This is a genomic window from Roseibium sp. (genome assembly GCF_965216085.1).
Classification (GTDB): Bacteria; Pseudomonadota; Alphaproteobacteria; order Rhizobiales; family Stappiaceae; genus Roseibium.
On sequence record NZ_OZ244138.1, the window covers coordinates 71,500 to 84,736 of the forward strand.

Annotated in this window: 11 protein-coding genes; 6 read left to right on the forward strand and 5 right to left on the reverse strand. The window is 54.8% G+C overall.

Annotated elements, in window-relative coordinates; all coding sequences use genetic code 11:
* Positions 1–43 precede the first annotated feature (43 nt).
* From ACOOFE_RS00375 to ACOOFE_RS00390, 4 genes are all read right to left on the reverse strand, one after another.
* Positions 44–808 carry a Bax inhibitor-1/YccA family protein gene (locus tag ACOOFE_RS00375; protein WP_420413153.1) on the reverse strand — a complete coding sequence of 255 codons (765 nt, stop codon included), beginning with the start codon at positions 806–808 and terminating at the stop codon, positions 44–46.
* Between the two features lie 169 nt (positions 809–977).
* The gene (locus tag ACOOFE_RS00380) at positions 978–1,751 is read right to left on the reverse strand and encodes a hypothetical protein (RefSeq protein WP_420413154.1); all 774 of its coding nucleotides are present in this window, start codon (positions 1,749–1,751) and stop codon (positions 978–980) included.
* A 144-nt stretch (positions 1,752–1,895) separates the two neighbouring features.
* Positions 1,896–4,478 carry an ABC transporter permease gene (locus tag ACOOFE_RS00385; protein ID WP_420413155.1) on the reverse strand — a complete coding sequence of 861 codons (2,583 nt, stop codon included), beginning with the start codon at positions 4,476–4,478 and terminating at the stop codon, positions 1,896–1,898.
* Positions 4,475–5,191: an ABC transporter ATP-binding protein gene (locus ACOOFE_RS00390; protein ID WP_141184592.1), complete on the reverse strand. Its 717-nt coding sequence runs from the start codon at positions 5,189–5,191 to the stop codon at positions 4,475–4,477. Before ACOOFE_RS00390 ends, ACOOFE_RS00385 begins: the two co-directional genes overlap by 4 nt.
* 147 nt (positions 5,192–5,338) lie before the next feature.
* Here ACOOFE_RS00390 and ACOOFE_RS00395 point away from each other — a divergent pair, with 147 nt between their 5' ends.
* The 4 genes from ACOOFE_RS00395 to ACOOFE_RS00410 all read left to right on the forward strand — a co-directional run bounded on the left by ACOOFE_RS00395 (position 5,339) and on the right by ACOOFE_RS00410 (position 10,137).
* The gene (locus ACOOFE_RS00395) at positions 5,339–5,944 is read left to right on the forward strand and encodes an arylesterase (RefSeq protein ID WP_420415651.1); all 606 of its coding nucleotides are present in this window, start codon (positions 5,339–5,341) and stop codon (positions 5,942–5,944) included.
* Positions 5,945–5,994: 50 nt separating this feature from the next.
* Positions 5,995–7,047 carry an aldo/keto reductase gene (locus ACOOFE_RS00400; protein WP_420413156.1) on the forward strand — a complete coding sequence of 351 codons (1,053 nt, stop codon included), beginning with the start codon at positions 5,995–5,997 and terminating at the stop codon, positions 7,045–7,047.
* A 187-nt stretch (positions 7,048–7,234) separates the two neighbouring features.
* The gene (gene thpR / locus ACOOFE_RS00405) at positions 7,235–7,771 is read left to right on the forward strand and encodes an RNA 2',3'-cyclic phosphodiesterase (protein WP_420413157.1); all 537 of its coding nucleotides are present in this window, start codon (positions 7,235–7,237) and stop codon (positions 7,769–7,771) included.
* A 401-nt stretch (positions 7,772–8,172) separates the two neighbouring features.
* A complete protein-coding gene (locus ACOOFE_RS00410) occupies positions 8,173–10,137 on the forward strand; it encodes a methyl-accepting chemotaxis protein (protein ID WP_420413158.1) in 1,965 nt (654 codons plus the stop codon).
* Between the two features lie 149 nt (positions 10,138–10,286).
* On the opposite strand, the gene ACOOFE_RS00415 is transcribed toward ACOOFE_RS00410, so the two are convergent.
* Positions 10,287–10,748: an Lrp/AsnC family transcriptional regulator gene (locus ACOOFE_RS00415; protein WP_420413159.1), complete on the reverse strand. Its 462-nt coding sequence runs from the start codon at positions 10,746–10,748 to the stop codon at positions 10,287–10,289.
* A gap of 110 nt (positions 10,749–10,858) precedes the next feature.
* Between ACOOFE_RS00415 and ACOOFE_RS00420 the strand changes: the two genes are divergently transcribed.
* Positions 10,859–12,001: an amidohydrolase gene (locus tag ACOOFE_RS00420; protein ID WP_420413160.1), complete on the forward strand. Its 1,143-nt coding sequence runs from the start codon at positions 10,859–10,861 to the stop codon at positions 11,999–12,001.
* A gap of 13 nt (positions 12,002–12,014) precedes the next feature.
* Positions 12,015–13,184, forward strand: coding sequence for a diaminopropionate ammonia-lyase (locus ACOOFE_RS00425; protein ID WP_420413161.1), 1,170 nt, complete (start codon positions 12,015–12,017; stop codon positions 13,182–13,184).
* The last annotated feature ends 53 nt before the right edge of the window (positions 13,185–13,237 follow it).

A 13,237-nucleotide genomic window follows, 5' to 3' on the forward strand; every position in this document is an offset into this window, starting at 1 on the left:
CCGGCGCAGTGGCCGGGCTTTCGCGTTTCTTTATGCAGAGCGCTTATTCGCGGTTGCCGAACAGCTGCAGCAGCATCAGGAACAGGTTGATGAAGTCCAGGTACAGGCGCAGGGCGCCCATGACGGACTTCTTGGTGGCAACTTCACCAGAGTCGCCTTCGTAGTACATTTCCTTGATCTGCTGGGTGTCGTAGGCCGTCAGGCCGGCAAACACCAGAACACCGATCACGGAGATGGCGAACTGCATCGCAGAGGAGGCCAAGAAGATGTTGACCAGGGACGCGATGACGATACCGATCAGGCCCATGAACAGGAATGAACCCCAAGCGGACAGGTCTTTCTTAGTGGTGTAACCGAAGATGCTCAGTGCACCGAAAGAAGCTGCCGAGATGAAAAACACGCGCGCGATCGAACCACCGGTGTACACCATGAAGATCGATGAGAGCGAGATGCCCATCATGGCGGAGTAGACCAGGAACATGGTCCGCGCAGCAGATGCGCTCATGGACTGGATGCGGAAGGACAGCCACATTACCATTCCAAGCGGAGCCAGCATGACAACCCATTTCAGCGGGCTGCCGAAGATGGCGGAGCCCAGCGGTGTCAGGCCAACAATGGCGCCGGCATCGTTGGTGACAACCGACATCATGTAGGTGCCAATGGCAAAGAAGCCGGTCAGCGCTACGCCGAAGGTCATGTAGTTGTAAACGCCCAGCATATAGGCGCGCAGGCCCTGGTCTATGCCGGCCTCGGCACGTGCGCCGGCAACCGAATAGGCGCCTTGAGATTGACGGTCAAAGGTCGACATGGTCGTGAGTTTCCCCTTTATTCATATTATGCGCATGATATTCCGCATGCAGCACAGCTCCCTCAACATATGGGAGAATACGGATCTTAGCACAAGATTGATTTCGTGAAAAAATCGTAATCTTTCTACGCCAGTCCGTATTTCCGCACCGTATGATTAAGAGAGTGCCTTATTTCATTTCTTTTAGGCGGGATTCAATCTGCCGGTCACATGTGCCTTGTTGCCAGCGGAAGATCTCTTCTGCCTTGAAATCCATCACTTCTTTTGTTGTGTCGCGCATGACTTCCGGTGTTACGCCGTCCTGAAACCATTGCAGGACACCATAATCCCCACCGGCATCGGTGAAGAAGGCCAGTGGTTTGCCATTTTCCATAATGCCAACCCGGCCAACACGAACATCCTCGACGGTCACGTCACGGGACTTGCCGTCGATTGTGAGCTTGGATTTCGAAACGCGCAGTTTTTTGCCTGCTGACTGCGGTGTGCCAACCCAGCCGCCGCCTTTCAAGCGGTTGCCCTTGTTTTCCACGGACAGGCAGGAGTTTTTATAGCTCGGGATAGACAAGCGTTTTGCTGAGACTTCAATCGCGTCTTTGCCCTTTTCCGAGATAGTATATTTCATCTCGTGTTCGCCCGTCCGGTAGACCCGGATTCCAACGGGTGTGAAACCGTTATCACCAATGCTACGGGTGAAAAAATCGAACTGGTTGGCATCATTGGTGCCAGCCCGGCGGTAGAGCCAGCGCTTTGGCAAACCATTTTCGAACACCAGCCAATCACTGACGACCAGGCCGCGTGCGCCCTCAGGCGTATTCAGCTGCCAGACACCGGTGTGAAACGGGCTCTCGGCCTGGGCAGCAGGTGCAGCCATTAGCAGAGATGCGGCAGCAAGCGCAGCGGCGGCAGTGGTCTTGAACAACGAACTCAAATGATTGACCGGCATATTGGTTAGCCCTCCCAGAAAAAAGACAGCTAATCGGATAGCCAAGATAGGCCGGACGCGCAAGGCTCATCGATCGTGAGCAAGCGCCTCCGTGTAGAGAATTTCATGAATTTTTTCTGACGGTTAACGATTATACCGCCAGTTCTAAAGATTCCTAAGGACAGGAGCTGGTTTCTCGCCAAGTACGCGCCATGTGCCGATCAGGCCAAATCCGACGGTCAAAACCAGCGCGATCAGGGCTGCGCTGAAGGCTGTGACCGGCAGCAGTGTGAACGAACCGCCCATGATCCCGGTAATCACATACCAAGCAGCGACCCCGCCCGCCAGAACCGCAAAAACGGCGGTGACAAAGCCCAATATTGCATATTCCAGTCCGTAAGCAACAATCAGCCGTGTCCGGGTCGCACCGATGGTTTTGAGGATCACAGCATCATAGATTCGGCTGCGGTGACCAGCTGCCAATGCGCCAGCAAGTACCAGGATGCTCGCGATCAATGTGATCGAAGAGGCACCGCGTATGGCCCAGGCGAGCTGCGCGACCAGATTGTTCACCTGAGTGATGGCATCCTTTACTCGGACGGTCGTGACAGTCGGATAGGCATTGGACACGGTTTTCAAGAGCGCCAGCTCAGTTTCGGCCGGTACAGCGTTTTCCCAGCCCAGTGTCATCAGGTGAGAGTGCGGTGCGCCGGCAAACGTATTCGGCGAGAACACCATGACGAAGTTGATGCCAAGCGATTGCCATTCGACATCCCGGAGATTGGCGATCGTGGCCGAGATCTCCCGTCCCAGAACGTTGACGGTAATGGTGTCTCCGATTTTCAAGCCGAGTTCCATGGCCGCTTCCGCATCAAAGGACAAGAGCGGCGGGCCTGCATAATCCTGTGGCCACCACTCGCCTTCGGCCAGCTTGGAATTGGCAGGCAGTTCTGCCTCATAAGTGATGCCGCGGTCGCCGCGCAAAACCCAATCTGAGCCTTCTTGTGCGGGAACAAATTCACTGCTGGCAATGCCGTTCAAAGTTGTGATGCGGCCGCGCAGCATCGGAACACTTTGAATTTCAGCGCCCGTTGTCTCGGATTGCAATAGCGTGTCAAAGGCGTCCCGCTCGTGGCTTTGAATGTCGACAAAAAAGAAGCTGGGTGCCTGACCGGCGATGGTTGCCGTGAGTTCCCGGCGCAGATTGCCGTCAATCAACGTTAGGGCGACGAGCAATGACAAGCCGAGGCCGAGCGACAGCACAACTGACGGCGTCAGGGCCCCGGGCCGGTGAATATTGGCAATCGCTAGGCGTAACTCTGTCGAGCGAACCTGTGGCAGCCGTTTGGCCAGCGCCATGATCGCTCGCGCAACGGCGACCAGCAGGATAAACGCACCGGCAGACGCGGCGATGTAGATCGTTGCAATTCGCTGGTCATGAGCTAGGAAAATGGCAATGGCGGCAAGCGTGAGCACGGTAACAGCGGTGGCCGACAAATAGCGTTTGCGCGGCCACTTGTTTCCGCCGGTGACAATGTCCCGGAAGAGGGCTGTCGGCGGGACATCATGTGCACGTCCGAGCGGCCAGAGGGCAAAGGCCAGAGCTGTCAGAAGGCCGTAGATCAGCCCAAGCGCCAATTCTCCCGGATAGATCGACACAGCCAATTTGACAGGCAGCACGTTCGCAAGAGCAGCCCCTGCTGCAAACGGGATGATGGCACCGATAACAAGGCCAATCCCTATGCCGATCAGGGCCAGGATCAGCATTTGGACCAGATAGACCTGGAAGACAAACCCGCCGGTCGCGCCGAGGCATTTGAAGCTGGCTATGACCTCCCGTTTGGTTTCCAGAAACGCCCGGACGGCATTTGCAACACCAACACCGCCGACGACAAGGGCGGTCAGGCCGACCAAGGTCAGAAATTGAGCGAACCGGTCGATGCTACGCTGAAGCCCGGGCGAGGCATTGGCCCGCGAGCGAACCCGCCAGCCGGCATCGGATTGAGTTTGTTCGGCGTCTTCGACAATCTGCCGAAGGGCATTGATGCTCGGGGCCGGATCCATGCGCACACGGTAATGCCAGCGCACAAGGCTGCCGGGCTGGACCAGATCCGTCGCTTCAATTGCTGCGGTAGAGATCATCAGGCGTGGACCGAAGTCCATGCCCCCGGCAAGTTTGTCCGGTTCACTGTCGATGACATCGGTGATTGTGACCGTGGAACGGCCGAGTTCGAGTTTATCGCCAACCTCTAGGTCGAGCCGGGCCAGAAGGGCCAATTCCGCAACGGCGCCCCAAGTTCCACCCTTTTGCGCCAAGGCATCTTGTAAGGTTTGTCCGGATTGCAATTCGAGGGCGCCATAGAGCGGATAAACGTCATCAACCGCCTTTAACTCGACCAGAGTTTGATCGGCGTTATCCGGGCGCCGGGCCATGGCCCGCAAAGTTGCCACTTCCGAGATGGAGCCAAGGCTGTTGATGTAGGCGCGTTCGTCGTCATTTACTTGACGGTGCACCAGCCGGAAAGAGAGATCGCCACCGAGAATGGCTTGGCCTTCCTGGGAAATCCCTTCTGTCAAGGCCCGGGAGACGGAGGTTACGCCGGAAATTGCCGCAACACCAAGCGCTATACAGGCGATGAAGATGTAAAAGCCTTTCAGTCCGCCGCGCAATTCACGCAGGGCGAAACGAAGGGCAAGGGAAAAGGTCTGATTGCCGCGGCTGGCCGGTCCGGAAACAAACCCGCTCATGCGGACACCTGTTCTTGTGTGTGCGGAAGATCGGCTGAGTGTTCTTCGATTTCGCCGGACCGGACGCGGATCACCCGGTCGCATTTCTCGGCAAGAGCTTGATCGTGGGTCACCAGAACAAGGGTGGTATTGCGCTTGCGCTGGGCTTCAAACATTAACTCCACGATTTGGGTGCCCGTGGATTCGTCCAGGTTGCCGGTCGGTTCGTCCGCGATCAAAATCTGCGGTTCGACGACAAGTGCCCTGGCAACAGCAACCCTCTGCTGTTCGCCACCGGACATTTGTGCCGGATAGTGATGCAGCCGATGGCCAAGCCCGACAGCGTCGAGTTCAGCCTTTGCCTTGGCGAAGGCTTCTGAGTCTCCCGCCAGCTCCAATGGAACGGCAACATTTTCAAGTGCCGTCATGTTTGGAACCAAATGGAAAGACTGGAAAATAATGCCGACATTGCGGCCGCGGAACCTTGCCAGCTGGTCTTCCGACAATCCGCCCAGTTCCGAATTGGCGACTTGAACAGAGCCTTCGTCCGCACGCTCCAGCCCCGCCATTACCATCAACAGAGTTGATTTACCGGACCCGGATGGCCCCACCAAACCCACGGAGGTGCTTTGATCGATCTCCAGATCAATTCCTTTGAGAATATGGACCCGGCCAGCGCCTTCGCCGAGGGTCAGGTGGACATTTTTCAAAGCAATTGCTGGTGCAGTTGTCATGTTTGGGCCTTTATAACGGTCATATGCTGGCCATTTTGGCCGTCACATGCCCTCGACAAGTGGTCACTTTGCGACCATATGGGCCTGATGTCGCACGTCTTCCAGTCAGGAAAGTGTAATAGAGTGTATCGATTCTTTCTTTATTTGATGATGTCCCTGGTTTTCGTTGCCGCAGGCACGGCGAAAGCTGCTGATCTCAAGCTGGTGGTTCTGGGCGATAGCCTGTCGGCCGGATATCAACTCTCGGCAGGCGATGGCTTTCCGGAACAATTACAGCGTGCCCTTGATCAGCGCGGCCATTCCGTCGAAGTCGTCAATGCCGGCGTTTCTGGAGACACATCTTCCGGGGGGCTTTCACGCCTCGACTGGTCGGTTGGCGATGATACCGACGCGGTGATCGTTGAATTGGGCGCCAATGACGCGCTTCGGGGTATCCAGCCGGAGGTCACCCGGAAAAACATTCAAGACATCGTCACGCGTCTCAAAGACAAAAAGATTGCTGTGCTTCTGGCCGGAATGCTGGCGCCACGAAATCTTGGTGATGCTTATGCGCAAGCCTTTGATTCCATCTATCCAGATGTGTCAAAGGAGCAGGGAGCTCTGCTTTATCCCTTTTTTCTAGATGGGGTCGCGCTCAATCCAGACCTCAACTTAGCGGACGGTATGCACCCGAATGTAAAGGGTGTTGCGGTCATCGTTGAAAACATCTTGCCTATGGTCGAAGAGCTGCTCTTGGAGGCAGGAAAGTCCTAAAGCGCCTGCCGCTTTTCGCCCAACAGACGAAATACAAAAGGAAAACCTGCATGGAAATGCGCACGCTCGGCCGCACGGATATCAAGGTCAGTGCTTTGTGCCTTGGCACAATGACGTTCGGTGAACAGAACACCGAGGCCGAAGGGCACGCTCAGATGGATTATGCGCTGGAAAAGGGCGTCAACTTCTTTGATACGGCAGAGCTCTATGCGATCCCGCCGAAAAAGGAAACGCGCGGGCGAACCGAACGCATCATCGGAACCTGGTTCAAAAAGACCGGCAACCGCGACAAGGTTGTTCTAGCCACCAAAGTGGTTGGCCGGACTGGTATGGACTGGTTCCGCGAGCACGGCAAAGGCGCGAGCTTGACCCGCACGGAAATCGAGTTTGCCGTCGACCGCAGCCTTAAAAATCTTCAGACCGACTACATCGATCTCTATCAGATCCACTGGCCGGATCGGAACATGAGCAATTTCGGCGCAAATCCGACCCGCTGGGCCGCTCCGGACCGGGTGGAAGGTGAAAACAGTATTGAAAGCACCCTGGAAGTCATGGCGGATCTGGTGAAGAGCGGTAAGGTGCGCCAGATCGGTATTTCCAATGAGAGTTCCTGGGGTGCGATGCGTTATGTCGCGGCATCCGAACATCTCGGCCTGCCACGGGTCGCTTCCATCCAGAACACCTACAACCTGGTGAACCGGACGTTTGAGACCGGACTGGCGGAGATTGCAGACCGCGAGGACGTCGGCCTTCTGGGCTATTCCGCGTTGGCGCAAGGGTATCTGAGCGGAAAATACAAAGGGGGAGCATTGCCGGCTGGCTCTCGCAAACGCCTGTTCGACCGCTTGCAGCGTTACGAGCATCCACGGGCCTTGGCCGCCTATGATGCTTATTTCGACTTGGCCAAGGAGGCGGGTCTTGATCCGGCTCAGATGGCGATTGCTTTTGCCAAGTCGCGGGACTTCATGACTTCTGTCATTTTGGGCGCGACTCGGATGGAGCAATTGGAAACGGACATTGGTGCGGCCGATGTGACGCTGAGCAGCGATGTTCTGGAAAAAATCGATGCCATTCACCAGGAATTTGGTAATCCGGCGCCATAGACGCGGCGGTTCTGATCCAGAGAATCAAACTGAAAACAATTCAGGCCGGACAGACGTTTCTGTCCGGCCTTTTTTTGTCTCTCCACATAAATACCGGTTAAAATCCAATATCTTGGTTTTTTGTCTTGCGAATTTCATGAAGTTGATTCCTCATGGGAGACATCAGCGTTTGGCGGAGGGACCACCTATGCCGCGGCTTTTTACAGGCCTTGAGATTCCGTCTGAGACGGCCCTCATGTTGTCCATGCTCCGGGGAGGCCTTCGGGGCGCCCGCTGGATCGATCCGGGAAATTATCACATCACCCTGCGTTTTATTGGCGACATCGACGATCGCACGGCTGACGAGGTTGTGGACGCCCTTGACCGGATCCATCGGGAGCCCGTGGAAATCCGGCTAGATAGCCTTGGATCTTTCGGCAATGGCAAACCGCACGCGGTCTGGGCCGGGGTTCAATTGACCTCGGCACTGGCAGAACTGCAGGCGGAGCAGGAGAGGATCCTGCAACGGCTGAATTTGCCAGCTGAACGGCGCAAGTATGTGCCGCACGTCACCCTTGCCCGGTGCAAATCATCGACCAACGAGGATGTCGCAAAGTGGCTGTGTGAGCGTGGCAGTTTTCAGGCACCGCCATTTGTTGCCGGCCGGTTTGTCCTTTTTTCTGCCAAATCCAGCGTTGGTGGCGGGCCATATCTTGTCGAAGAAGCCTATCCACTGGCGGCGTGAGTTGGGAAGGCCCGGATTGAATTTCGTTCGCAGTGTCGCGAGTGAAGTCTATTTGGTGTTGATGTTGTGGATTGCAATCTGAAGTATTTATATTGGTACTTTGGCGAATTCCTTTCAGTCAATTTGAAAATTTAGTATCTGTGTTTATGCAGATGCGTCTATCTGTAACTTCGGATCAAATGTATGACGTCAATAACAATTCTGAGGGGGTTATAACATTATTTAGCCAGCTAAGGTTGTTGTTATTTTCTGTTTCAATTCTTATTTCTGTCTTTGGACTATTGAAAATTGTCTCTTTTTTATTTTGGTGTCGTAAAGGAATATTAATTCAAATCAGGTGACCTGTGCCAACTGTGCGTGGATTGAATCCTTCAATCTGCAATTTAAAAAATGGTGCACCTATGAAGTTCATCGCTAATCTGTCAATCGCGGCACGCGTAGGCAGCCTGTCGGTCATCACAATCATTGCTATTGTCGCGTTGTTCTTTATCGCCCGGCACAGCCATGTTTTAGTTGGGGCGGAAAACGACAAGCTCGCCGAATACTCCCAAATGGATTTCTACGTATCGCAAGTTCTGGCGAGAGCTCAGGACATGCGGCGCGCCGAGAAAGAGTTTCTACTCAAAAAGGATCCAGCGCTTCAGGAAACTTACAACAAGAGTTTTGATGAAGCTGTTGAGTTCCTGAAGTCTATTGCGGAAAAACCAGAAGCTTCTGGTCAGATGGCGGCGATTGAGAACCTCGAAAAAACTCTCACAATGCACAAGGAAGAGTTCGACGTCCTTGTTGTTGATATGACCGAAATGGGTCTGAACGAGAAGGTGGGCCTTAAAGGGGAGTTGCGCTCCGCCGTTCATAATGTCGAAGAAAAACTCAAAGCGGCCAATCTTGACGCTCTGACGGTCAAGATGCTGATGATGCGCCGCCATGAAAAAGACTTCATGCTGCGCGGTGCCACCAAATACATCGATCGGATCGATAAGCGTCGTGCTGAATTTGCAAAAATGCTTCCCGAAAGCGGATTGTCTGATGCCGAGCAGAAGGAAATCAGCAGCCTTCTGGATACGTACCAAGCAGCCTTCAAAAAATTTGCTGAAAAATCAATCCGCATCCAAGAGGAAATTGCTCACGCGGATGAGACGTTTGAAAAGCTTACTCCAGATTGGGCAGCTCTGTCTGAGACGGCCTATCTTGGAAAAAAAGCGGCGAGCGAAGGTGTTGTCACGGCGCGTGATCTTTCCCGAAACGTTTTCCTTGTCGTTGGTGCAGTCGGACTGCTGCTTGCGATTGCTCTTGGCTGGGTAATCGGTCGCAGCATCACAGGTCCGATCAACTCGCTTACGACCGTCATGAGCGAACTGGCGGAAGGCAATAACAACGTCGAAGTTGGGTTTGCAGACCGCCAAAACGAAATCGGAAGCATTGCCCGCGCCGTTGAGGTCTTCCGCGCCAATGCGATCCGGACAGAACAGCTTGAGGCAGAACAGAAGGACCAGGAAGCCCGCGCTGAGGAAGAAAAACGGGCGATGATGCAAAATCTGGCAAGCCAGTTCGAAGCCTCTGTCGGCGCGATCGTCGAGCGGGTTTCCAATACAGCATCCAATCTGGATCAAAGCGCGCAGACAATGGCACGCGTATCGGAAAATACCAGCGAACGGGCTGAAAACGCAGCTCTTGCCTCGGCACAAACAACCGAAAACGTCTCGGTCGTGGCCTCCGCCGCAGAAGAAATGACGGCTTCGATTAGCGAGATCAATGAACAGATTATCCGTGCGTCTCACGCGTCAAAGAGCGCCGCACAAGATGTCTCCAGCACGGCGAGCCAAATGGAAGCTTTGGCAAATATGGCTGACCGGATTGGCGAAGTCGTTTCCATGATCTCTGACATTGCCGAGCAGACCAATTTGCTGGCCCTGAACGCAACCATCGAATCTGCCCGCGCCGGCGAAGCCGGTAAGGGCTTCGCGGTTGTGGCCAGCGAGGTAAAGGCTCTGGCGAATGAAACCGCCAAGGCAACGGAAAACATCTCCGAGCTGGTGACGGAAATCCAGGCAGAAACCAAAACAGCTGTTGGATCGATTGCGAAGATCGGCGATGTGATGCGCGATCTTGATCAATCCTCGACCGCCATTGCCTCTGCCATGGAAGAGCAAGGCGCGACCACTCAAAGCGTTGCGGAGAATGTCGCCCAGGCCGCCAATGGCACGCGGGATGTATCCGACAGCATTCAGGTTGTGAAAGACGCGTCGGTCGATTCAAGTGCAGCGACCCACGAAGTGCAATCGAGCATCGATGAACTGACGGAACAGTCGAACCTGTTGCGTGATGAGGTCAACCGGTTCCTCGGTCAGATCAGAGCAGCTTGATGTCTCAGACACGCCCGGCTCTTTTTTGCCGGGCGTGTCCTGTTTCCTTGAACGGCATCCATCAATTGCAATCTTGGACAACGCCGGAATGGCGGACCGTCTCTACACGCGTTCTGTGGACCCGGTACCGGATAGTTTTGGATGGTGTTTCATATATTGAGAGATGACCCGGTTTTAATTGCATCCATCGAGACGAATGTTCTGAACTTTTTGATGTTGCCGTTTTCAAAGAACATCCGGCGTGTGAAATCCTCGTAAGCGGGCATGCTTTCAACAATGACCACCAGAACAAAATCGACTTCACCGGTCACATAAAAACACTGCTGCACTTCAGGCGCTTCCCGAAAGGCAAGTTTTGCGGCATCAATTTCCTTTGGAATTTCGCTTGCAAGCTCGACTTCCACGAAAATTGTCAAAGGAAGGCCGACAGCCGCCGGTTTCACAACGGCAACGTTGGCTGTGATGACACCATCCGCCTCCATGCGGCGGATGCGCCGCTGCACGGATGGTGCCGAAAGATTTACCTGCTCACCAATTTTATGCTGGGGTGTTTTGTTGTCCTTCTGCAAAACACCCAATATGGCTCGGTCATGGCTGTCCAGATTGTTCATGTGAAATAATCTTGCATCTAAGCGCTAGAATTCCAGCGCATATTTCATCGGTAGCAAGTTATTCTCTCATTCAGGTTCTGTAAATCGGGATGAAGAAGAGAGATCAAACGATGGTCCAGTTTGAAAACCGCTTGCGCGCTCTTCGGCACGAGTTTCACCAAAACCCTGAACTGGGGTTTCAGGAACACTGGACCAAAGCCCGTATTGCGCAACATTTGCGGGGTCTCGGCATTGAAACGCACGAAGGCATCGGTGTTGTTGGGGTTCTGCGCGCAGGCAAAGGCAATAAGGCGATCGGCCTTCGGGCGGATTTTGATGCTCTGCCTATCTCAGAGGCTAACACTTTTGCGCACCGGTCGCTGAATGACGGTTTAATGCACGCTTGCGGCCACGACGGTCATACAGCCATGCTCCTGGGAGCCGCGGAACTGCTTGCAAAAGCCCAAGATTTTGACGGTACGGTTGTGCTCCTTTTTCAGCCGAATGAAGAACATGGCCTCGGGGCCAAGGCGATGATTGACGAAGGCGTCCTGACCCGGTTTCCGATAGAGGAAGTTTATGGGGCTCACAATCTGCCAGGAGAGCCGGTGGGCCGTATTTCAACCCGGCCGGGTTTCATCTGTGCCAGCGAGAGTCTTTTTGAAATCGAAATCAGGGGAACAGGCGGACACGCTTCCATGCCTCAGGCTGGCCGGGAGACCTTGACGCCGGGCGCGGAGTTGGTTCTTGCCCTGCAAACGATTGTTTCGCGCAAACTGCCGCCATCGTCGGGCGCTGTCGTGTCGGTGACTGAGTTCATCAGCGATGGGCAGCGCAATGTCCTGCCTGGACATACACGGATCAAAGGTGAGGTCCGGGCCCGGTCATCGGATGACCGCAGCCAGGCAGAATACCACCTGCGCCAGATAGCCGCCGGCATTGGGACAAGCCACGAAGTCGACATCTCTGTTGAATTTCGAACGGAGTTCATTGAAGCAGTCAATGACTATGATGTGGCCACCAGGGTTGCTGAAGTGGCCCGGTCATTGGGATTGGAAACGGACGGCAACCGGCCGCCAATGAGCTTTTCTGAGGACTTTGCTTATTTCGCTGATGCCGTGCCGGGATGTTTTCTTTTGATGGGCAACGGCACAGAAGGGGCGCACGGGCGGCCGCTTCACTCAGCGGATTATGACTTTAATGATGACCTGCTCCCCATCGGAGCAAGTTTCTGGGCAGAACTGGTGCGCCAGCGCCTGCCACTCAACGGCTGACCGGAGATTATGGATGACCAATGTGATCTCACACCGTTCCGGAAAACCGTCCTTCGGGCCAGCTGCTGAAACCGTGCTCCCCAGAGATGCCTATTCAGTTGCTTTTGAAGAAATTGTTCAGTGGCAGGGATATCAGCCGACCCCCCTCCATTCCTTGCCAGCATTAGCAAACGATCTTGGCCTGGGTGCCGTCTACTACAAGGACGAAGGACCCAGGTTTGGTTTGGGCAGTTTCAAGGCTCTCGGCGGCGCCTATGCTGCACTTCGGGTTTTGCAGCGGGAAGTGGCGCGACGGACAGGAAAGGATGTTTCCCTGGTGGACATCCGGGAAGGGCGCTGGTCAGAAGAAGTTGCTCACATCACATTGGCTTCCGCAACGGATGGGAACCATGGCCGGTCACTGGCTTGGGGGTGCCAAAGGTTTGGCGCACCTTGCCGCATCTACATCCACGCCGAGGTCAGCGAAGGCCGGGCTCAATCCATGCGTGAGTTGGGCGCCGAAGTGATCCGGATTGAAGGCGATTATGATGAGTCCGTGGAATTGTGCCGCAAGGAAGCCGCCGAAAACGGCTGGTTCGTTGTCTCAGATACATCGTGGCCTGGCTATACGGATCCGCCACACGATGTCATGTCCGGCTATGGTGTGATGGTTAATGAGATCGTCGAGGAGCTGAAACAACCCCCAACCCATGTATTTTTGCAGGGCGGCGTTGGCGGTCTTGCGGGCTCGGTCGCCGCAAGATTGCGCCAGCACTATGGGTCAGAAACACCTCGTGTTTGTGTTGTCGAGCCAAAACTGGCGGCCTGCTTATATGAAAGTGCCGGTCAAGGAAAGCCGACCTCGGTAGACCTTCATGAGGAGACTGTTATGGCCGGCCTGTCATGCGGTGTTCCATCGCCCATAGCGTGGGAAATTCTTTGGAGCGAAGCGTCCGACTTTGTGGTGATCGATGATGCCCTTGTGGCTCCGGCAATGCGCCGGTTGGCACGTCCGGCATCGGGAGACCCGCTAATTGAGGCAGGTGAGAGCGGTGTTGCCGGTCTGGCTGCGATACTGGCTGCGCGCGACGAAGTTGATGTCTGGAAGCGCCTTGGGTTGAATGCCCGGTCACGAGTGCTTCTCATTGGTTCAGAAGGTGTGACGGACGAGGAGATCTACGCAAAGATCATGGCTGGCGCCTGATTGCTTGCAGCCATTGGCGCAAGAGGCTCTAGATGACGCCTTGTGAGCTGCCC

Bases quoted from the DNA above. Each gene is read 5' to 3' on its own strand.
- ACOOFE_RS00375 (WP_420413153.1), bottom strand. From the start codon at position 808: ATGTCGACCTTTGACCGTCAATCTCAAGGCGCCTATTCGGTTGCCGGC.
- ACOOFE_RS00415 (WP_420413159.1), bottom strand. From the start codon at position 10,748: ATGAACAATCTGGACAGCCATGACCGAGCCATATTGGGTGTTTTGCAG.
- ACOOFE_RS00385 (WP_420413155.1), bottom strand. From the start codon at position 4,478: ATGAGCGGGTTTGTTTCCGGACCGGCCAGCCGCGGCAATCAGACCTTT.
- thpR (WP_420413157.1), top strand. From the start codon at position 7,235: ATGCCGCGGCTTTTTACAGGCCTTGAGATTCCGTCTGAGACGGCCCTC.
- ACOOFE_RS00395 (WP_420415651.1), top strand. From the start codon at position 5,339: ATGATGTCCCTGGTTTTCGTTGCCGCAGGCACGGCGAAAGCTGCTGAT.
- ACOOFE_RS00390 (WP_141184592.1), bottom strand. From the start codon at position 5,191: ATGACAACTGCACCAGCAATTGCTTTGAAAAATGTCCACCTGACCCTC.
- ACOOFE_RS00410 (WP_420413158.1), top strand. From the start codon at position 8,173: ATGAAGTTCATCGCTAATCTGTCAATCGCGGCACGCGTAGGCAGCCTG.
- ACOOFE_RS00400 (WP_420413156.1), top strand. From the start codon at position 5,995: ATGGAAATGCGCACGCTCGGCCGCACGGATATCAAGGTCAGTGCTTTG.
- ACOOFE_RS00380 (WP_420413154.1), bottom strand. From the start codon at position 1,751: ATGCCGGTCAATCATTTGAGTTCGTTGTTCAAGACCACTGCCGCCGCT.
- ACOOFE_RS00425 (WP_420413161.1), top strand. From the start codon at position 12,015: ATGACCAATGTGATCTCACACCGTTCCGGAAAACCGTCCTTCGGGCCA.
- ACOOFE_RS00420 (WP_420413160.1), top strand. From the start codon at position 10,859: ATGGTCCAGTTTGAAAACCGCTTGCGCGCTCTTCGGCACGAGTTTCAC.